At 36.3% G+C, this 20012-nt stretch carries 18 protein-coding genes; 15 read left to right on the forward strand and 3 right to left on the reverse strand.

All coding sequences use genetic code 11. The features are described from left to right. The first annotated feature begins 11 nt into the window (after positions 1 to 11). The 9 genes from DYQ05_RS00995 to rfbB all read left to right on the forward strand — a co-directional run bounded on the left by DYQ05_RS00995 (position 12) and on the right by rfbB (position 8296). Positions 12 to 1094 (forward strand): EpsG family protein, encoded by a 1083-nt coding sequence (locus DYQ05_RS00995; RefSeq protein WP_041610109.1) that lies wholly within the window; start codon positions 12 to 14, stop codon positions 1092 to 1094. 41 nt (positions 1095 to 1135) lie between these two features. Beyond that, positions 1136 to 1963: a LicD family protein gene (locus DYQ05_RS01000; RefSeq protein ID WP_020964007.1), complete on the forward strand. Its 828-nt coding sequence runs from the start codon at positions 1136 to 1138 to the stop codon at positions 1961 to 1963. Between the two features lie 8 nt (positions 1964 to 1971). Beyond that, the gene (locus tag DYQ05_RS01005; RefSeq protein WP_187289354.1) at positions 1972 to 2928 is read left to right on the forward strand and encodes a capsular polysaccharide synthesis protein; all 957 of its coding nucleotides are present in this window, start codon (positions 1972 to 1974) and stop codon (positions 2926 to 2928) included. Between the two features lie 116 nt (positions 2929 to 3044). Beyond that, the gene (locus DYQ05_RS01010; protein WP_206183662.1) at positions 3045 to 4049 is read left to right on the forward strand and encodes an acyltransferase family protein; all 1005 of its coding nucleotides are present in this window, start codon (positions 3045 to 3047) and stop codon (positions 4047 to 4049) included. Positions 4050 to 4062: 13 nt separating this feature from the next. Continuing rightward, positions 4063 to 4353: a glycosyltransferase family protein gene (locus DYQ05_RS13430; protein ID WP_252723445.1), complete on the forward strand. Its 291-nt coding sequence runs from the start codon at positions 4063 to 4065 to the stop codon at positions 4351 to 4353. 552 nt (positions 4354 to 4905) lie between these two features. Next, on the forward strand, positions 4906 to 5781 hold the full coding sequence (gene rfbA / locus DYQ05_RS01020; protein ID WP_206183663.1) for a glucose-1-phosphate thymidylyltransferase RfbA: 876 nt from the start codon (positions 4906 to 4908) through the stop codon (positions 5779 to 5781). Next, on the forward strand, positions 5781 to 6323 hold the full coding sequence (rfbC, locus tag DYQ05_RS01025) for a dTDP-4-dehydrorhamnose 3,5-epimerase (protein WP_020964012.1): 543 nt from the start codon (positions 5781 to 5783) through the stop codon (positions 6321 to 6323). Before rfbA ends, rfbC begins: the two co-directional genes overlap by 1 nt. Further along, positions 6324 to 7196, forward strand: a complete 873-nt coding sequence (gene rfbD / locus DYQ05_RS01030) for a dTDP-4-dehydrorhamnose reductase (RefSeq protein ID WP_024470178.1) — start codon at positions 6324 to 6326, stop codon at positions 7194 to 7196. Beyond that, the gene (rfbB, locus tag DYQ05_RS01035; RefSeq protein ID WP_206183664.1) at positions 7196 to 8296 is read left to right on the forward strand and encodes a dTDP-glucose 4,6-dehydratase; all 1101 of its coding nucleotides are present in this window, start codon (positions 7196 to 7198) and stop codon (positions 8294 to 8296) included. Before rfbD ends, rfbB begins: the two co-directional genes overlap by 1 nt. A 145-nt stretch (positions 8297 to 8441) precedes the next feature. Here rfbB and flcA read toward each other — a convergent pair whose 3' ends face one another. The 3 genes from flcA to sdaAB form a co-directional block, all read right to left on the reverse strand. Beyond that, positions 8442 to 11936 carry a periplasmic flagellar collar protein FlcA gene (gene flcA / locus DYQ05_RS01040; RefSeq protein WP_206183665.1) on the reverse strand — a complete coding sequence of 1165 codons (3495 nt, stop codon included), beginning with the start codon at positions 11934 to 11936 and terminating at the stop codon, positions 8442 to 8444. Between the two features lie 213 nt (positions 11937 to 12149). Then, entirely contained in the window at positions 12150 to 13028 is an 879-nt protein-coding gene (sdaAA, locus tag DYQ05_RS01045) for an L-serine ammonia-lyase, iron-sulfur-dependent, subunit alpha (protein ID WP_020964017.1), read from the reverse strand. 48 nt (positions 13029 to 13076) lie between these two features. Then, entirely contained in the window at positions 13077 to 13739 is a 663-nt protein-coding gene (sdaAB, locus tag DYQ05_RS01050; protein ID WP_020964018.1) for an L-serine ammonia-lyase, iron-sulfur-dependent subunit beta, read from the reverse strand. Positions 13740 to 13926: 187 nt separating this feature from the next. On the opposite strand from sdaAB, the gene brnQ reads away from it, so the two are divergent. From brnQ to DYQ05_RS01080, 6 genes are all read left to right on the forward strand, one after another. Further along, entirely contained in the window at positions 13927 to 15300 is a 1374-nt protein-coding gene (gene brnQ / locus DYQ05_RS01055) for a branched-chain amino acid transport system II carrier protein (protein ID WP_024466838.1), read from the forward strand. Positions 15301 to 15311: 11 nt separating this feature from the next. Then, on the forward strand, positions 15312 to 15689 hold the full coding sequence (locus tag DYQ05_RS01060) for a bactofilin family protein (RefSeq protein WP_024466839.1): 378 nt from the start codon (positions 15312 to 15314) through the stop codon (positions 15687 to 15689). A 10-nt stretch (positions 15690 to 15699) separates the two neighbouring features. After that, entirely contained in the window at positions 15700 to 16410 is a 711-nt protein-coding gene (locus DYQ05_RS01065; protein WP_353934591.1) for a tetratricopeptide repeat protein, read from the forward strand. Continuing rightward, positions 16322 to 17698: a tRNA (N(6)-L-threonylcarbamoyladenosine(37)-C(2))-methylthiotransferase MtaB gene (gene mtaB / locus DYQ05_RS01070; RefSeq protein ID WP_206183666.1), complete on the forward strand. Its 1377-nt coding sequence runs from the start codon at positions 16322 to 16324 to the stop codon at positions 17696 to 17698. The genes DYQ05_RS01065 and mtaB overlap by 89 nt, the downstream gene beginning before the upstream one ends. Before the next feature lie 229 nt (positions 17699 to 17927). Continuing rightward, complete coding sequence (locus DYQ05_RS01075) at positions 17928 to 19067, forward strand: hypothetical protein (protein ID WP_206183667.1); 1140 nt, start codon at positions 17928 to 17930, stop codon at positions 19065 to 19067. 8 nt (positions 19068 to 19075) lie between these two features. Further along, positions 19076 to 20011 (forward strand): DMT family transporter, encoded by a 936-nt coding sequence (locus tag DYQ05_RS01080; protein ID WP_206183668.1) that lies wholly within the window; start codon positions 19076 to 19078, stop codon positions 20009 to 20011. Position 20012 lies beyond the last annotated feature (1 nt).

The raw sequence follows: 20012 nt of genomic DNA on the forward strand, positions 1-20012 counted from the left end.
TTGGTGATATAATGCCTATTTATGTTTTAATATTATTTTTTTTTGTATCGGCTTTTTTAAGTTGTAATAGAAAGTATTTTACTGAACTATCATATTTTATGATTTTGATGTCTTTGCTTATCTTTCCGATACTTATAGGTATAAATTCAGATAGGGCGGATTTTGGAAATTATTTATTATTTTTTCAAAATTCACCCGTTTCTATTTTTTCTGTTGATTTTTTTGAGTATGCACGTGAACAACACGCCGAATTAGGTTATAATTATTTTCAAGCTGTTATAAAATTTTTTGTAAATTCTGCAACATTTTTTTTTATAATATTTTGTTTTATTAGTCTTTTTATCCGCTATAGACATTATCGTTATTTTATCTCACTATCCGATTTGGCGATAGTTTTGTTTGCTTTTTTTGCACATGAATTTATTAGAAAAGATGCTGTACAAATACGTAATGGTATGGCCTCCTCTATTATTCTTTTTTCTTTAATTTTTTTATTTCAAAATAAAAGAATTAAATTTTTGTTTCTTGTTTTTCTTGCTTCAAGTTTCCATATGGTTGCTTTAGCGGCATTACCGCTTTTTTTTGTTAAATCTCATAAAATTTTTAGACACAATAGTTTTTTATTATACATATTTGTTTTTTCTTTAATTGCCAGTGTTTTTTTTCCGGTAAGAAAGGTGTTATCTATGGTATCGTTTGTTTTGCCTGCAGATGTTAATGCTTATTTAAACTGGACTGATTATTTAGTTCCTATGTCTTTTACCAATCCTATTTTATTAAAACAGATAATAATAACTATATATGTTTTTTTAAAACGGAAAAAATTATTTGGTAATACATTTATTTATTTTTTATTCAGAGTATATTTATTAAGTACTTGCTATTATTTAGTTTTTCGAGATTTTGAAATTATTTCTGCAAGACTGGGAAGTCTTTTTTATGCTGTGGAGGTTCCGCTTTTGATTTTAATAATAAATCACTCGAATAGAAATACAATAATCAAAAAATCTTTGTTGTGTCTGTTTTATTTTATGTTTTTGTTGATAAATATTTTTACATATAAATTTTTAGGGTTTGAGATTAATATATATTGATATATTAATTGTACTTAAGTTATTAAAAAAGGTGAGCTTATATGCAAGAACTTTCATTGAAAGAAATACAAGAAGAATCTTTAAAAATTTTAAAATTAGTTGATAATATTTGTAGAGAACAGGGCTTTACCTATTGCTTATTTTATGGCACTCTTATAGGAGCTGTTAGACATAATGGATTTATTCCTTGGGATGATGATATTGATATTGCTATGCCCAGGAATGACTATGAAAGACTAAAACAGTATTTTATTGTTAATAAAGATAAGCTAATGCCTTATGTTTATTTTGACCCTGACACTAATAAAGATTATCCTTATATGTTAGCGCGAATTTGCAATTTGGAGTTTAAAATAGAAACTCAAAATGAATATGATTCAGGCATGGGGGTGTTTATCGATATATATCCGTTAGATATAGTAAGTAATAATATCCTAAAGCGATTTCTTATTTCTTTGCAAGCTAGATTTTTTACGGCTTTGTATGTTGTAAAATCGAGAAAAGAAATGTTAAAAAAGAGAAAATGGTTTTATACTGTTTTACAATATCCTCTTTATTTTTTGAGCTTATTTTATTCCAAGGGAAAAATTTATAAAAAGCAAATGATACTTATAAGGCAAAGTTATAATAATAAGTCCAATACTCTTTCTTGTATAGTATGGTCTGGAGATGTTTTTAAGTATTTTTATGAAAAATCCGATATAGAAGATGTAATTGATTGGGAATTTGAAAAGTGTTTTTTTAAAATACCGAGAAATTATGATAAAATATTAACAAATGATTATGATGATTATATGCAGCTGCCTCCCGAAAAAGACCGTATAGCACATCATTTTTATAAAGTTTATCGTAAGGATATTGAAAAATGAGAAGGCTTTTGTTTTATTTTAAAAAATACGGAGGATTTCAATATTTAAAGAATTTGTTTTTTGAGAGATTGTTTTTTTATGCTGTTTTTCTTTTTTTTATACTACCTAAAAATATAGCCGGATTAAAACAATTTGAAGAAATATTAAGTAATAAACGTTTATTATTTTATAAACATAAATTTAAAAAATTATTTAAAACTTATAATTTTTCCGAAACTGTTAAATCGAGAGATAATAAAGCTGCAAAAACCATCTGGTTTTTGTGGCTGCAAGGATTGGAAAACGCTCCTCCGGTTGTAAGAATATGTTATAATAGTCTATTAAGTAAGCTTAAAGATTACAAACTTATTCTTTTAACATCGGAAAATATAAATAAGTATGCAGCTTTACCTGATTATATACTTGAGAAGTGGCATAAAGGATTTATAACAAATACTCATTTTTCAGATATTTTACGTTTGGAGTTATTAATTACTCATGGCGGGATTTGGTTGGATTCTACTGTTTTACTGATGCAAGATAGAATACCTAAGCAAATTGAAGATGCTGATTTATTTTATTTCCAGGTTTTACAGCCTGGTTATACGTCTGTGAATATGTCAAGTTGGTTTATGGTTTCTAAACCTAATAACAGATTGTTATGTTTTACCCGAGAGTGTCTATATACATATTGGCGGGAAAATAATAAATTATATAATTACTTTTTATTACATTATTGCATTATGTTAGCGGCGGAAAAATATCCTGAAGTTTACGAGAATGTCCCTAAATATTCCAGTGCTCCGCCTCATGTTTTACAGTCAGAACTTTTTGAACCTTATAATGAAGAACGGTTTGCTGAAATATCGGATATGTGCTTTGTTCAAAAACTTACATATAAATTTGATTATGATAGACAGAATATTGAAAATACATTTTATTATAATATTTTGCATTCGTTGTGTTTTGAAAAGTTGCTAAATTAAAATATCGTATATATAAGACTGATATTCATGTTGCAATTATAATTTTATCATAAATAATACTATAAGTATATATCCATATGTGTAATAATAAAATTTTATTAACTCGAAATTTAAAGATGTCGATTATAAACTCTCATAACTCATTTAATTTTATTCGTCTTGTCTGTTGTCTTATTGTTATATATGAACATACTCTTGTTTTAACTGATATACAGTTTATCAATTTAAATCTTCGTGGAATTGCCGTAAGTATATTTTTTGTACTGAGCGGTTTTTGGGTTACAAAAAGTTATATAAGCTCCGTATCCGTAAAGAATTTCTTTATAAAGAGGTGTAAACGCCTGTTGCCATTATATTATGGTGTAATAATAGTTACGGCAGCAGGTTTTGTTTTTTTTACTAACCTGTCAATTAAAGACTATTTTATGAATACGGGGTTTTTTAAATATCTTTTTGCAAATGCTATTTTTTTAAATTTTCTTGCGCCCAATCTTCCGGGTGTATTCGGCGGTTTGCCGATTAACGGTTCTTTATGGACATTAAAATTGGAAGTGGGGTTTTATCTTTTGTTGCCGGTTATAGTGCATATTTATAATAAACTAAATACTGTCTTTAAAAAGAATATGTTTTTATTAATAATATATCTTTCTTCATTTTTATATTTATTTGTGTTTATATCCGTTAAAAATCATTATAATTTGCCGCCCCAGCTGCTACATCAACTGCCGGCATATATGGCATATTTTATTTCCGGTATGCTATATTATTTTAATTGGGAATTCTTACGTAAACATGAGCGAAAACTTTTTGTGGTTTCTTTGGCGGTTTTCGGTATTACTTGGTTTATAAAATTTTTACTTATTGAAGTTTTGTTTCCTTTTGCTTTAGCATCATTTGTTATGTTTTTATCCGTCCATTTGAAAATATTTAATAGCATCGGTGCCGATATTGATTATTCTTACAGTATGTATTTATTGCATTATCCTATAATTAGGATTCTTGACAGTTTACAGTATTTCTCTTTAAAACCCGTAATTGCAATTATTGCCGTGTTTTCAATTACCTTCTTAATTGCTTTTTTGATTTATAGATTGAAATTTTTTTTATTAAGTTTAAAATAGGATTCATCTCATTATGATAACAGCTTCTATTGTTTTATATAATACGGATATTATGCAGTTGCGTGATATTATTAATTCTTATGCTCCGAATTCCGATAGATTGTTATATCTTATTGATAACTCTGTAAAAAATATAGCAATAGCAGAATTAGGAGTTGATGTAACTTATGTCCGGTATATATTTAATAATAAAAATGTAGGATATGGAGCCGGACACAATATAGCTATCCGTGAAGCTATAAAACTTAATTCAACTTATCATTTAGTTATGAATTCCGACTTAAGTTTGAGCCTGTTGTTTTAGATGAATTAAAGTCTTTTATGGATTCAAATGATGATGTTGTCTATTTGTTGCCTAAAATTGTATATCCCGATGGTAAGTTACAATATTTGTGTAAGTTGTTACCGAGTCCTTTTGATTTATTCTTAAGACGGTTTTTACCGAGATGGAAGATTTTACAAAAATATAATGATAGATATACTTTGAAACATTCAGGTTATGATAGGATTATCAATCCTCCGTGTTTATCAGGTTGTTTTATGTTTTTACGGATGGATACAATAAAGAAGCGCAATATCTTTTTTGATGAGTGCTTTTTTATGTATCTTGAAGATTTTGATATTATTCGCCGATTGCACAGATATGGAAAGACTGTTTTTTATCCGTATGTTACTGTCGTTCATGATCATGCACAAGAATCATATAGGTCAATGAAGATGTTGTTGTTGCATATACATTCTGTAATAAAGTATTTTAATAAATATGGCTGGTTTTTTGACAAGGAAAGGAAACTGATGAATAGTAATATATTATCTGAAATCAATAATCTTTTCTAACATAAAAAGGAGATTTCATATGAAATCCATAATCCTGGCCGGAGGTGCCGGCACTCGTTTGTATCCGCTTACCAAAGCGGTATCAAAACAAATTTTACCCATGTATGATAAACCTATGATTTATTATCCGCTTTCGGTTTTAATGCTGGCTGGTATCCGCGAAGTTTTAATAATTTCAACACCGCGTGATATAGTTCTTTTTAAGGAACTGTTCGGTTCAGGTGAGCACTTGGGTATGAAATTTGAATATGCAGTGCAGGATGCGCCGCGGGGTCTTGCCGATGCTTTTATTGTCGGAGAAAAATTTATCGGAACGGATTCTTGCGCTTTGGTGTTGGGCGATAATATTTTTTACGGCAGAGGTTTTTCAGGGATATTGGCGAATGCCGTTTCTACAATAAATTCTGAAGGCGGTGCCGTTATTTTCGGTTATTATGTAAAAGACCCTACCGCGTATGGGGTGGTTGAATTCGATGAAGGCGGGAAGGCATTAAATATAGAGGAAAAACCTAAAAACCCGAAATCGAATTATGCCGTTCCCGGATTATATTTTTATGATAATAAGGTTATAGAAATTGCAAAGAATGTCAGGCCGTCTGCACGGGGCGAAATTGAAATCACTTCCGTAAATAATGCTTATCTTAAAGACGGTAAATTAAAGGTTGAAAAATTGGGCAGAGGAATGGCCTGGCTTGATACGGGTACTTATGACGGATTGTTGGAAGCTTCAAACTTTATCGCAACAATTCAAAAACGGCAGGGAATGTATGTTTCATGTATTGAAGAGATTGCATATTTAAAAAAATGGATAACACAAGAACAGCTTTTTAATTTGGCTTTAGAATATAAAAACGAATACGGCGAATACCTTAAATACATTGCGGAGAATTATTGATGCCTTGTACAATTACGAAATGTTCTATTGAAGGGCTTTATGAAATACAGCCTAAAATATTTTCGGACAACCGCGGATATTTTTTTGAAAGTTGGTCAAAACGTGATTTTGAAAATGCCGGAATACACTACGATTTTGTGCAAGATAATCAATCGAAGTCGGTTAAAGGAGTATTGCGCGGTATTCATTTTCAAAAAAAATATCCGCAAGGCAAATTAGTTCGGGTATTGAGCGGTGAAGTATTTGATGTTGCCGTTGATATTAGGCCTTATTCTCGGACATTCGGAAAATGTCATACGGTTATTCTTTCCGCTGAAAAACAAAATCAGTTTTTTATCTCACCGGGTTTTGCACACGGTTTTTTAGTTTTAAGCGATGAAGCCGTTTTTGCATACAAGTGTACTGATTTTTATCATCCCGAAGATGAAGGAGGGATTATGTGGAATGACCCTGCACTCGGTATTACATGGCCTAAGCTGGATATTCCATATATCTTATCGGAAAAAGATACTAAGTATAATGCTTTTTCCGAGGAGTTTTAAATGGTCTGGTTAATAGGCGCAAAGGGAATGCTCGCTTTTGAAATTGCGTCATTACTCAATAAAAATAATATCGAATGGGTCGGTTCCGATATCAATGCGGACATTACCGATAAAAAATCTTTAGAAAGATTTTGTGAAAGTAATTTTTTTAAAAACACATGCGATTGGATTATTAATTGTGCAGCCTATACTGCCGTAGATAAAGCCGAAAACGAATCGGAAAAGGCTATGTTGATTAATGCAGATGCCTTATGTAATATTTCCGAAATTGTAAAACGGTGTAATGCCCGTCTTATTCACATTTCTACCGATTATGTATTTGACGGCAGTTCTTCAATCCCATATATCGAAACCGATAAAACTAATCCGCAAAGTGTTTACGGCAAAACGAAGTTGCAAGGTGAATTAAATATTCAAAATAATTTAACCGAATTTTATATTATCCGGACTGCGTGGCTTTACGGAAAAAACGGACAAAATTTTGTTTCTACTATGATACGGCTTATGAATGAACGGTCGGAACTGTCGGTTGTGAATGATCAAATCGGAAGTCCCACCTATGCAAATGATTTAGCTAAAGTGATTGTAACCGTAATACGGGCAAATAAAAAAGAATATGGGATATATCATTATTCAAATGAAGGGCATATTTCTTGGTATGATTTTGCTTGTGAAATATATAAGCAGGGAAAAGAAATGGGGTTAATCAAAAACGATTGTTTGATTAAGTCTTGCACGAGTGCCGAATTCGTTCAAAAGGCAAAACGTCCTTCCTTTTCCTTATTGAATAAAACAAAAATAAAAACGGTTTTCTCTCTTTCCGTTCCCGATTGGAAGGAAAGTTTATCCGGTTATTTAAAGGAGTTGGTCTAATGCGGAATTTAAAAAATATTCTTATTACGGGAGGAGCCGGTTTTATCGGTTCTAATTTTATCCGAACCCTTTTAAAAGATAAAAAAGAATTTTCAGGTCGCGTTATAAATCTTGATGCTCTTACCTATGCGGGAAATGCGTCAAGTCTTTCGGATATTGAAAAAGAATTCGGTTCATCGTCCGGGCATAACCGCTATGTTTTTATACACGGAAATATCTGCGATAAAGAAGTCGTAGATAAAATATTCGGTGAATACAATATTGATACGGTTGTACATTTTGCGGCTGAAAGCCATGTTGACCGCTCCATTTTGGGGCCGGAAGTTTTTTTAAAAACAAACGTGTTCGGAACCTTTACGCTGCTTGAAACGGCAAAAAAATATTGGCAGCGTGAAGACGGTTTTATAAAAGACGGTGTGCTTTTTCATCATATCAGTACCGATGAAGTATACGGCTCTCTCGGTGCGGAAGGCTATTTTGAAGAAACGACCGCTTATGAGCCGCGCTCTCCGTATTCTGCAAGCAAGGCCTCAAGCGACCATTTGGTAAAAGCTTACTTTCATACTTACGGACTTCCCGTTACGGTTTCCAATTGTTCTAATAATTACGGCCCTTTTCAATTTCCTGAAAAATTAATTCCTTTAATGATTTTAAATATGCTTGACGGGAAAAATCTTCCTGTGTACGGGGACGGTAAACAAATCCGCGATTGGATTCATGTAAAAGACCATAATGAGGCGGTGTACTTAATTTTACAAAAGGGAAGGGCGGGAGAAACATATAATATCGGCGGCGAAAATGAATGGGAAAATATTAGACTTTTGGATAAACTTATTGAAATTGTTTGTTTAAAAGCTCATCTTAATGCAGCTGACGTAAAAAAAACGATTACGCATGTAACCGATAGGCTCGGGCACGACCGCCGCTATGCAATAGACTGTACAAAAATAAAAAAGGAACTCGGCTGGACACGTTCTTTTAATTTTGAAGCCGGTCTTGCAGATACGGTAGATTGGTATTTACAAAATAAAACTTGGATTGAAAATGTCCGCTCAGGTGAATATCGTAACTGGATTGAAAAGAACTATACAAAACGGTAAATGCTTCCCGGCAATTTTCTTACCTTGGATATGTTGTTCAAGTCCTTAATCCTTCCGTTTTTTGGCTGAAAAAATATAATTATAATCATATAAAAAAGGCGGCTTTGATTGTTATGTCAAAGCCGCCTTTTTTTATTCTATGTTCTTATCTGTCTTCTAACTGCTGCAAAACTTTTTCGTTTTCCAAGGTTTTCGGAATATCGCTGTAAATTTCCGGAGTAAAAAGCGAGCGCGGTTTTACAATATTTTGAATATTTGCATAAGCAAGGTTTACCGCTTTTGAGCGAATCATTGTTTCGGGATTTCTGTTTAATGCGTCCCACGCTCTCGTAGATTCTCCCAATAAAGAAATAGCCCTTCCGTTTTTATTGGAATCTCCGTTTTGTACGGCAATCCTATTTAAAACCACTCCTAAATTATTTGCAGTTTGCATATAGTTTTCTACAAATTCCGCATGGTCAACCCGCGATTGCGGAAAAACAATTCCTTTTCTGATGCGCTCCGCCTCAAGCAATTCCATAAGTCTTTCATAATAAGCTTGAGAAGCAAAATAATTTCCGCGTTTAAAAAGCACATTTCCGAATCCGTATAAAAGATTTCTGTCATTAGGTTTTTCGGTATATGCCAAGGTCATTGCAGTCATTGCGTCTATATAATTTTCTTTTTGGTAATGAATATAACCTATCCTGTATTGAATGGACGGTGTATTATTTAATTCCTGACTTGCCTTTTCATACGCGTTTAAGGCGGAATCGTAATCGCCAGATACAAAATATGAAATGTCTCCGTAATCGGCATAAAGTTTTCCGATTATACTGCTGGGATAAATCCGTTTTTGAGCGGTGTAATCTTCATATTTTGAAAGAGCCTTTGCATAAATTTCTTGTGCCTCGTTATAGCGTTTATCGTTTGAAAGAAGCTCTCCGTAAAGCCGCATAGAGTCAAGCTCGCGTATTACTCTTTTTGGAGTCATTTTTATACTGTCTTGATAAAGTTTAACTGCCGTTTCCAAATATATCTTTGCGGCTTCCGGTTTATAATTATGAATAAAAAATCTTCCTAGATTATAATTTGCTTCAGGGCTTTCAGGAGCCGTTTTTATTGCTTTCTCTAAAAGTTCTCTAAGGTCTTCGATTTGACTTCTAAGTTTATCGGAATCCGACGGTTTAGGCTCGTATCGTTTTTCCAAAAGATAGCCGCTTAATTCTATTAACTCATTTTTATCAAATTTTGTATTAAGAAAGTGTTCTTTTAACGGTAAGACTTCAGCTAAATTATCCGTGCGGATAAAGTACCGCATCATTCTTCCTAATATGGTATTGTTTTCTCCGTACATATTTATAATTGAAACAAAGGTTTTTCTTGCATTTTCATACTTTTCAGAGTCTTCATCTGCCCAATCTAAATAAACATCGCCTAATGCAAGAAGTGCATTTTTATCGTTTATGTGATAGTCAAGTACACCTCGTTTTAAAACTTCTTCCGCTTTTTCATAATTTCTTAAATCGGTACTTAACATATCCGCATATTCAATTCCGCCTTGTACATCGTGATTAAAATCGAAAAGAAGCCTTTTATAAATCGCTTCGGCGGAAAGAAATTGTTTTTTTGCGCGGAAAGCGTTTGCAAATTTAAAATACCAGCTTCTTTTTTTCTTATATGTTCCCGCTTCATCGAAAAGTTTAATTGCATTTTCATATTGTTCGTTTTCAATACCTGCAAATCCGTTTTTATAAATTCCTTCTGCAGTTACCGGTTTATAAATAAACTGCCAGACAAGCACAAGTATTGAAAAAATCAAAATAGTCGTCATTGCGGTTAAAATTGCAGCAGGAAGAATTTTATGCATAAAGCGGTATTTAAAACTCTTCTTTTCTTTTTCATATTCATCGTAAGATTTTTTATCAAAACCTTTAGGAATTGTAATCGATTTTTCTAAAATGCCTTCGAGTTTAGCAGCAATTTTTTTAAGAGAAACACCGCTTATAATAAGGTGAACAATTTCCATCTTATTAAGTTCCGTGTCATCTCCGTTTGCAAGGTAGTCTTCAATTTCAAGCCGCACATTTAACGGGAATGAAGAAATGCGCTCTATAAGTTTCTCGTAATCGGCTTCGCTTATTGAAAGGGGAATTTTGCCTTCATATTCTTCTTCATTGATTGTCTTTTTTGAATCGAAGAATTTAAAACCCTTATCCGGTGAAAACTGTGTAAAACTTTCGGGAACGGAAAATTCATCCATTCCGCCGCCCATGTCGGTATTTAATACATCATCGTCTATTGCAAAGGCTGTATGCTCATCTAAATCGGGAATATCTATTCCGCTGAAATCCGGAGGAGCCGTTTGACTTGCGTTATAAGTTTCATTTTCGCTTGCAAGACTTCCTTCCGTTTCGGTATCCGAATAGTCCGTTTCTATTGAAGGAGTAAGGTCGCCTATATCGAAGTTTTCAAGCTGCACCGATGAAGGTTCGCCGCTTTTAAAATTTCCGCTTGTATCGGAAGAGTCCGTATCGGGCATTTCGAAGTCTTCCAATCCGGACTCGCTTATATCGGGCACAGTAAAATTGCCTATGTCCGTATCTTCGGCAGTCGGGGAGGAAATTTCTTCAACGTCGAGGTCTTCCAATCCCGAATCGGAAATATCGGGCATATCAAAACCGCTCGGTTCGGAAGTTTCGACATTACTGTAGACGTAATCTTCAGGTTCAATATCCGTAGGCGGTAAATAATCTTCAGTTTCAGATACGGAAGTTAGGCTTTCGTCATCTTCTTCTTTAAGTTCTTCCGGTTCGTCGGCATCGCTTAGAGTTTCTATTTCAGGAATGTCTTTTTCGCCGAAGTCCGACTTTGTGTTTATAGGCTCATCTATGCTGAAATCCGGAAATGAGGAGTCTTCTTTATCGGGGTTTTTTCGGGCTTCTTCCACCATTTCGCCGAAGCCTGAAAGCAGAGCTTCAGGTACATCGGGAACATCGCTGTCCAAATCCGCCGTATTGTTTTTTTCATCTGCGGGATTTTTTTGATTTTCCTGTTCGCCGAAAGAGTCAAGGTTTAAACCTGAAACCATATCGTTAAATTTACCCGTATCCGGCTCGTCTTCTTCATCTCTTTCTTCCATAAAAAGAGAAATTTCCTGCATTTGATTATCTTTAGATTCCGAAGGACTTTCTATTGTTTCGCCGTTTTTTGAAAAAGCGTCAAAGGACGGCATTTCAAAGGTATTTGAAAGGTCGGGGGTATCGGCCGGGCTGTCTAAGTTCGACGTTTCACGTATTTCAGGTATATCTTGTGATAAAACGGTGTCCTGTGAAAAATCGCCGATATTATCCAAATCGGTTAAATCGGGCAAACTTTCCGTATCGGTGTTCCGAATATCTTCGTTTTCTATATTATTAAAATCCGTTGGATTGTCTAAATCCGCAACTTTTTCTTTATCCGCCGCTTTATCTTCCTGTTTATCAAGATTGTCAAGAACTATGCCTCCTAATAAGTCGTCTACATTTACATCAGGAACGGGAGCTTCTTTCGGGAGCGGAATTTCTTCATATTTTTCGCCCCAATTAGCCATAATTTCAGGCTCATTTGCTATTCCCCTGAGTTCGTTTTTGAATTTTTCAAGCTCTTTTATACCTGGCATATTTTATACCGACACCTCTCATAATATTTTCGGCGTATTTTTATAGGACTTGACAGTTATAACATAAATCCTTCGATTTTTCAACAGAATCCGTGCGTACATAACCTCAAGTTCGGCGCTTATTTTTCTTTTAGATTAAGGTCGTTTTTAAAAGTGATTTTATAAGTGCGGGAAAAATCCGTAATTGCATTGACGGTTCGGGCTGAGTGTAATTTATTTTATTCCGAAAATCTTTTTTTGAAGCATTTTTCCCGTAGGCGAGCAGGCGAGCCCTCCTTCCGCGGTTTCACGTAAGGAAGCGGGCATTGAATCTCCTACTTTTTTCATCGTAAGAATTACTTCATCAACCGGTATGACGCTTTTTATTCCCGCAAGCGCAAGTTCCGCTGCGGTAAAGGCAAGGCTTACTCCGGAAGCGTTCCGTTTTACGCAGGGAACTTCAACCAAGCCGGCTACGGGGTCGCAGACCAGACCTAAAATACATTTAATTGCAATTGCCGCCGCATTTGATACCATTTCGGGATTTCCCCCGCAAAGTTCCACTACGGCTCCTGCCGCCATTGCGGAAGCCGAACCGCATTCGGCTTGACAGCCTCCTTCCGCCCCTGAGATTGATGCCGAATTCGCAATTACCATGCCTATAGCTCCTGCCGTAAAAAGCGACATAACCGCATCTTCTTTTTTTACGTCTTTTGTTTTCAGTACGGCTCCTATTGCTCCCGGTAATATACCGCAAGAACCTGCCGTAGGGGCGGCTACGATTTTTCCCATTGAAGCGTTTAATTCCGAAACCGCCATTGCCATTCGTATTCCGTTTGCCAAAAGCGGGCCGCAAAGGGCTGTCCCGTTTTCGGAGCGTTCGTAAATTTTATATGCATCGCCGCCCGTTAATCCGCTTGTAGAGCGTATATCGGGATTCGTTCCTTTTTCTATTGAATCAAGCATTACGTTTAAATGTTCTTTCATTCTGTCAAAACATTTTTCTTTCGTTTCTTCGAGGGAGGCGCTTTGGTCGTCTAAGATTATATCCGAAATCCGTACGTTCTTTTTTACGGCAAGGTTTACAAGTTCCTGTATAGTTTTATATTCCATTTGTGTATATACTCCATATTCTTGTCAAAAAAGTTATCTTAAAGATTTTTAAACGGGCTGGATAAGTATGGCATCGTAAACATTATCTATTTTAAGTATATCTTCCTTAACGGTGCTGTCCACGCTTAGTCCGTCCATCTGAAGGCACATAGTTGCGGTTCCGCCGCGGTAATCTCTTCCGATATGAATTTGCGAAATGTTTATCCTGTGTCGGGCGGTTATCGAAGTTATAGCGGCAATTCTTCCGGGAATATCGCTGTATTCCACTACCAGAGTCGGGCTTTTTCCGGTAATTTCGACTTGTTTTCCGTTAATTTCGGTAATAATAATATTTCCGCCGCCTATGGAAGAGCCTTTAACGGACAGTTTTTTTCCGTCTATTCCTTTAACTTCTATAAAAGCGGTGTTGGGGTGAGCGTTTGAAAGCTCTATTGTTTCAAATTTTATATTTAAACCCTGCTCTTTTGCAAGAGTAAGGCTGTTTCTTATACGTTCATTGTCGGGCTTCATTCCCATAATACCTGCGGCTATGGCTCTATCGGTGCCGTGTCCCTTATATGTATGAGCAAAGGAGCCGTGCAGATAAACACGGGCTTCTACGGCAGGTTCGGCCAATAACATGCGCGTTAAGTATCCTATACGCACCGCTCCCGCCGTATGCGAGCTTGAAGGACCTATCATAACAGGTCCGATGATATCGAAAATATCCATAAGTAAAAAATATTATATTTAAAAAAAATATGCAAGTCAAGCGGTGAATTATTTAATTAACGAAGAGGGGAGATAGTTTTGTTTTTTTATTATAAGGCTCTTTTTTTTTTTATAAAGAATGATATAATTTGCCTCTGTCTTTTAATTTATGTAAAGATAATCGAATTAAAGATGAGGAATTGTAATTATGAATAAAAAAACGGGAGATGTAATCGTTATAGGATTTGCTCTGTTTGCAATGTTTTTAGGTGCGGGAAACCTGATTTTTCCGCCTACTTTAGGACACCTTGCAGGAACCGAATGGTTTTTTGCTTTATTGGGCTTTTTGGTAACCGGTGTAGGAATGCCTGTTTTGGGTATTATTTCTATGGGAAAATGCGGCGGCAGTCTTTCGGATTTTACTAAAAATATAAATAACGTTTTCGGAACCTTTTTTATAATTTTTGTTATGCTTATAATAGGGCCTCTTTTTGCAATTCCGAGAACGGCCGCAACTACTTATGAAATTGCGGTTAGACCTATGAATTTCGGAATAAGCTCGGTTACCTCATCATTTATATTTTTTGCAATAACGCTTTTTTTCGTTTTGACGCCGAATAATGTTATAGACCGTGTAGGTAAATTTTTAACACCGGCTCTTATTTTAGTTTTAGCTCTTTTGGTAATAAAGGGTATTATTACTCCTATCGCGGACCCTGCAAGCCCCTCTATCGATAAAATCTTTTTACGGGGTTTTAAAGAAGGTTATCAAACTATGGACGCCTTGGGGTCTATGATTTTAGCTACCATAGTTATTTCAGGGATAACTTCAAAGGGGTATACGGAAAAAAAAGACCTTTTAAAAATGACGGTTTATACCGGATTTTTAGCCTGTTTGGGGCTGGGACTGGTTTACGGCGGGCTTGTTTATGTCGGGGCTACGGGAAGCTCCGTTTTACCCGAACAGCTTTCAAGGACGGAAATTGTTGTAAAATCAAGCGAATTGCTTTGGGGAAATGCGGGCCGAGTAGTGCTCGGGCTTGCAATAGGGCTTGCATGTTTAACTACCTCAATCGGCTTAACCGCTACGGCCGGAGAATATTTTGCAAACCGCTTTAAAGACGATATAAGCTATAGGGCAACCGTAATAATTATTTGCGTCGTAAGTTTTTTTCTTTCAAATTTCGGTGTGGATAATATTATTGCAATTGCAGGCCCTATTCTTGAAGTGGTTTATCCCGTAGCTATAGTTCTTATAATTTTAAATTTATTTATCGATTATATTCCGAATAGATATTTTTACAGCGGTGCGGTTATAGGAACCCTTTGTATAAGCGTTTTACAGGGCCTGGTGGCGGCTAAAGAGTTAATAAATAACCTGCTTATTAAAATCGGGGCGGTTCCTTCGATGAATACGGAAGCCCTAAGTTTTAATACTACAATCAGGGTTTTAAAACACCTTCCGTTTGAAGGTATAGGCTTCCCATGGCTTTTACCCGCAATCGGAATGTCTTTGTTGTTCGGTTTCGGATATATTTTATCCGAAATAACTAAAAAAGCTCCTTCAATGAAAAATAAATAAGGATAATGTAAATGTCTCAAATAGAAAAGATAGATTTATTGGATTTAGATGAAGAAGATTACGATACCGTACTTGCTTCGGATATTTATTTTAGCGGAAAAATAGAATGTAAAAAACCTTTTATGATAAAAGGTTATGTAGAGGGAAATTTGTTTTCTACAAGCGATGTTACGATAGACGAAAATTCTTCGGTTAAGGCGAATATAAAAGCCGACAGGGTTGTTATAAAAGGCTCCGTTGAAGGCGATGTTACCGCCGAAACTATGGTGCATGTTTTTTCGTGCGGAAAACTTATAGGCGATGTAACGGCTCCGGAAGTGGTTTTGGAAAGCGGCTGCGTTTTTAACGGAATTTGTACAATGACAAAGGATTCTCAAATTGGCAGATAAGAGGTTTACAATAAATTTAAACGGTATAAGTTATCTTTTTTTTCTGCTTTTTTCACTTTCTTTATATGCTCAAGAAAAGCCCGATGCCCTTATTTTGTATAAAGACGGAAAATATGCGGAAGCCGTTTCGATATGTGAAGCCGAAATAAGGCAGAATCCTTCAAATTTGGACAGCTACGTAGTTATGGCATGGGCCTTGCTTGCGGACGGACAATATAAGCGCTCTTATGATATGGCTTCGGAGGGGCGTAAAATAGTCCAAAACGACCCGCGTTTAATTGAAACCCAAGCGGAAGCCTGTTTTTATTTAGGTAAAAATATCGAAGCGTTGAACCTTTTTCAGGATTATATTTTTTATGCCCCGCAGGGAGTACGTATTCCGGCTTCTTACTATTTTATGGGTGAAATATATTTGCGTATGTCAAAATACAGGCATGCCGATATTGCCTTTTCCGTAGCCGTTACCCTTGATTCCTTTAACAGTTTTTGGTGGGTAAGATTGGGCTATGCCCGCGAGCAGACAAGGGATTTCCGCTATTCGCTTGAGGCCTACGAAAAAGCTCTTTCGCTTAATAAAAATCTTGTAGATGCGCAAAGGGGAAAAGAGCGGGTTTTAAAAAAAATTTTAAATTATGAATATACAATTTTCGGTGCGTATAGAAACGCTGGGCTGCCGATTAAATCAAGTGGAATCGGAAGCCCTTGCCGTGCGTTTTGCTGAAGCCGGTTTTAAAATATTTTCAAAAGACGTTGCATTTTCCGATAAAAATCGGGTAAAATTATGTTTTATAAACACTTGCACGGTTACGGGCAAGGCCGAGCAAAAAGCGAGGCGGCTTATAAGGCTTCTTTTAAAAACTCACCCGGAAGCCGTCGTAGTGGTTACGGGCTGCTATGCGGAACTTGAAGCCGAATTTATCGAAAGTATTTCTCCGCGCGTTGAGGCATTTTCGGGGAAGCGCAAAGATGAGCTTTACACAATACCGGAATTTTTAAAAGAATCGTTAGCCTTAACCGATTTTTACGATACGGAAAGCATAAAGAAAATTATTTCCGAATTTAAAACAAAGGTTTATGCAAAAAAAGACTTTAAGTTCAGCTCTTCCAAAATGTTTAAACTCAGCTCTCCGGTTTTTATGTTTCATTCAAGGGCAAGTTTAAAAGTTCAGGACGGCTGTAATAATGCCTGTTCTTATTGCAGAATAAGACTTGCACGGGGAGGCTCCATTTCTCTTCCCGCCGAAGAAGCCGTAAACCGCCTAAGGCAAATCGAAAAAAACGGTGCCGGTGAAGTTGTTTTGTCGGGCGTTAATCTTTCGCAATATTATGATGAAAAAACTGGAGGCTTTGCAAATTTACTTTCCCTTCTTTTAAAAGAAAGCGGGCATATACGCATACGTATTTCAAGTCTTTACCCCGAAACGATTGATGAGGCAATTTTACCCGTTTTACGTAACGGAAGGGTATGTCCCCATTTTCATCTTTCGATTCAATCGGGAAGCGATAAAATATTAAAGGCGATGAACAGGCAATATTGCCGTGAGGATATTTTTAAAGCCGTAAACCGTTTAAGAGAGGTAAAAGATAAGCCCTTTATCGGCTGCGATATTATTACGGGGTTTCCTTCCGAAACGGAGGAAGATTTTGAAGAAACCTTTTCTCTTTGTAAGGATTTAAAAATCCCGGGCGTACATGTATTTCCTTTTTCGGCAAGGCCCGGAACAGGGGCTTTTTTAATGAAAAGTAAAATCCCGGAGCGCGAGGCGGGTTTACGGGCGGAAAAACTTTCGGCTCTTTCCGAAAAAAATTACACCGAATATTTAAAGGCCTGTAACGGAAAAGTGTTTTTTGCCGTTGTGGAAAAACCCGTAAAAGCTAAGCCCTTGGAGGTTGTAACCGAAAACTATCTTTCTCTTCCTTTAAAAATTGACTTTTTTGCCGATAAATATAAGGGCGGGGAGGGCGTTTTTGTAAAAATTAACGGTAATACCGCCGAGCTTTTGCCTTAAAGTTTTTTGAATAAGATATCGGGGTTTAAATATAAGGCGGGCAGGGGTTTTAAATAAAACTTGAGTTGAAAACTTTCAGGTTTATATGTATAATATTGTAAACGAAGAAAGGTTCGGCGTTTTTAAGGATTATTTATCTTTTTTTACAAATAACCTATGTGTTAAAACTTTAAATATTTATAAGTATCCGATTCGGCCGTTTTAATCGGTAATCCTTAGGAGGATAAAGTTGAAGAAAATTGTTATCGGTTTATATATTTCGCTTTTATGTATGTTTTCGGGCTTTGCACAGCAGGCGGTGCCCGCTCCGGTTAAGCCTAAAGTAGTATCTCCGCGGATTAGCGGCTTGGGAGCCCCGTATACAACCTTGGAAGCGGGGATTGATACTCTTTTTACAAATCCCGCCGCCTTCGCTTTTTTAAACCGCCGCTGGTCGGCTTCGAAAATAGGATTATCCATAACCGCCGACGCTTTTTCGCTTGCGGGTGCGGTATTTGACAATAATAAACTTGAAGATTTTGCGGAAGCTCTTTTTGAAAAAGATAAAAGCCGCTCGGAGATTTTTCTTACAGGCCCCTTGGCTTTGGCAATTACGGGTAAGAATTTCGGTGCGGGAATTTTTAACGGCGCAACGGTTATTGCGGATATGAATGCTGGTATTGCAAATAAGTTTTTACTCGGCGGGGAAATCTTTTTAACGGGAGGTTACGGCGGAAGAGTTTTCGATGACGGCTCAAATTCCGTGTCGCTGGGTATACAAATGAAAGGCTTTTTTCAAACTTTCAGTTATGCTCTTTCCGCCAATAGGCTTTATATGAAGCATGCCGCCGACAATAAACTTAAAAGTTTAAATATTGTTCTTGCCAACGGTATAGGTATAGATTTAGGTTTTTTGTATAAGTACGAAAACGGGTTTTCTTTAGGCATTACCTGCCGCGACGCTTATACCGCCGTATTTTCAACGCCTTATGCCGACTTTGAAAGCTATAAAAGTGCCAAACCGTCCGGAAAAACTCAATATAAATATGTTTTACCCGATATAAGTGTCGGAATAGGGACAATGCCCGTTTGTAACGATATTTGGGAAACGGTTTCGACTTGGGCTTTTTATTTCGATTACCGCGACATTCTTTCTACGGCTTTAAAGAAAAAACACGCCTTGCTTAATTTGGCTGCCGGAACCGAAATAGTTTTTCATAAGGTGCTTTCTTTTCGTTTGGGGTTAAACGAGTGTTATCCCCATTTAGGCTGCGGTTTGGATTTTACGTATTTTCAATTTAATATTGCCGCTTATGCAACCGAATACGGGAATAAACCTTGGGAAAAACCCGTTATAAATTTGGATTTTGCCCTTTCGTTTGAATATTAAAAACATTTATGAAAAATAAAGGTTCTTATCTTACGCGTGAAGAAATTTTTGCGCGGCTTGCACTTTTTATTGCGACCGTTTTATGGGGAAGTACCTTTACGGCTGTAAGCGGCACGGGCGATTTTTTTAAACCCAATTTTTTGCTGGCAATGAGGTTTTTGCCCGCCTGTTTAATTTTATGCCTTGTTTTTATCGTGCGTTTAAAATCGTTTAATTTAAGGTATGTTAAAACGGGAGCTTTTTTGGGGCTTATAATGTTTGCAGGTTATGCTCTTCAAACCGTTGCAATTACTCAGGCAGGCGGGCTTCCGGGAAGGAGCGCCTTTTTAACGGCAACTTATTGCGTTTTAGTTCCTTTTGTGAACGCGGCGGTTTGTAAACAAAGGCCCGATAAATATAATATTTTTGCCGCATTTTTATGCCTTGCCGGGGTTGCTTCAATTTCGATGCCGGAATTACTTGCCGAAAAGGCTGCCGGTATAAATCGGGGCGATGTGCTTTCGTTAATAAGCGCTGCCGTATTTGCCTTTTATATTGTGCTTTTACCGCGTTTTATTAAAGATATCGATTCCGTTTTAATTACGATTTCTCAATTTGCTTTTGCGGGAACTTATGCCTTAATTTTTTCGCTATTGTTTGAAGATAATTCGAAAACCGTGTGGAACGGGACTTCCGTTTTTGTTTTAGCCTATCTTACGGTTTTGTGTACCGCCCTGTGCGTGCTTTTGCAAGCGGCGGGACAAAAAAAAACGCCGCCTTCGACGGCAGCCTTAATATTTTCGCTTGAATCGGTTTTCGGTATTTTGTTTTCGGCAGTGTTTACGGGCGAAAAGTTTACATCAGCTTCGGCTGCGGGCTGTTTTTGTATTTTTTCTTCGATAGTTATATCCGAAACGAAGCCTAAAATAAAAAGGCTTATTCGGCTTACTATAGGGCACCTTTAAA

Origin of the sequence: Treponema pedis (genome assembly GCF_017161325.1) — a bacterium.
Lineage (GTDB): Bacteria > Spirochaetota > Spirochaetia > Treponematales > Treponemataceae > Treponema_B > Treponema_B pedis.

Excerpts from the sequence above, each read along its gene's own strand:
- brnQ (WP_024466838.1), top strand. The coding sequence starts at position 13,927 with ATGAATAAAAAAACGGGAGATGTAATCGTTATAGGATTTGCTCTGTTT.
- DYQ05_RS13430 (WP_252723445.1), top strand. The coding sequence starts at position 4,063 with ATGATAACAGCTTCTATTGTTTTATATAATACGGATATTATGCAGTTG.
- DYQ05_RS00995 (WP_041610109.1), top strand. The coding sequence starts at position 12 with ATGCCTATTTATGTTTTAATATTATTTTTTTTTGTATCGGCTTTTTTA.
- sdaAA (WP_020964017.1), bottom strand. The coding sequence starts at position 13,028 with ATGGAATATAAAACTATACAGGAACTTGTAAACCTTGCCGTAAAAAAG.
- DYQ05_RS01080 (WP_206183668.1), top strand. The coding sequence starts at position 19,076 with ATGAAAAATAAAGGTTCTTATCTTACGCGTGAAGAAATTTTTGCGCGG.
- mtaB (WP_206183666.1), top strand. The coding sequence starts at position 16,322 with ATGAATATACAATTTTCGGTGCGTATAGAAACGCTGGGCTGCCGATTA.
- rfbC (WP_020964012.1), top strand. The coding sequence starts at position 5,781 with ATGCCTTGTACAATTACGAAATGTTCTATTGAAGGGCTTTATGAAATA.
- rfbD (WP_024470178.1), top strand. The coding sequence starts at position 6,324 with ATGGTCTGGTTAATAGGCGCAAAGGGAATGCTCGCTTTTGAAATTGCG.
- DYQ05_RS01000 (WP_020964007.1), top strand. The coding sequence starts at position 1,136 with ATGCAAGAACTTTCATTGAAAGAAATACAAGAAGAATCTTTAAAAATT.
- DYQ05_RS01060 (WP_024466839.1), top strand. The coding sequence starts at position 15,312 with ATGTCTCAAATAGAAAAGATAGATTTATTGGATTTAGATGAAGAAGAT.
- DYQ05_RS01010 (WP_206183662.1), top strand. The coding sequence starts at position 3,045 with ATGTCGATTATAAACTCTCATAACTCATTTAATTTTATTCGTCTTGTC.
- flcA (WP_206183665.1), bottom strand. The coding sequence starts at position 11,936 with ATGCCAGGTATAAAAGAGCTTGAAAAATTCAAAAACGAACTCAGGGGA.
- sdaAB (WP_020964018.1), bottom strand. The coding sequence starts at position 13,739 with ATGGATATTTTCGATATCATCGGACCTGTTATGATAGGTCCTTCAAGC.
- rfbA (WP_206183663.1), top strand. The coding sequence starts at position 4,906 with ATGAAATCCATAATCCTGGCCGGAGGTGCCGGCACTCGTTTGTATCCG.
- rfbB (WP_206183664.1), top strand. The coding sequence starts at position 7,196 with ATGCGGAATTTAAAAAATATTCTTATTACGGGAGGAGCCGGTTTTATC.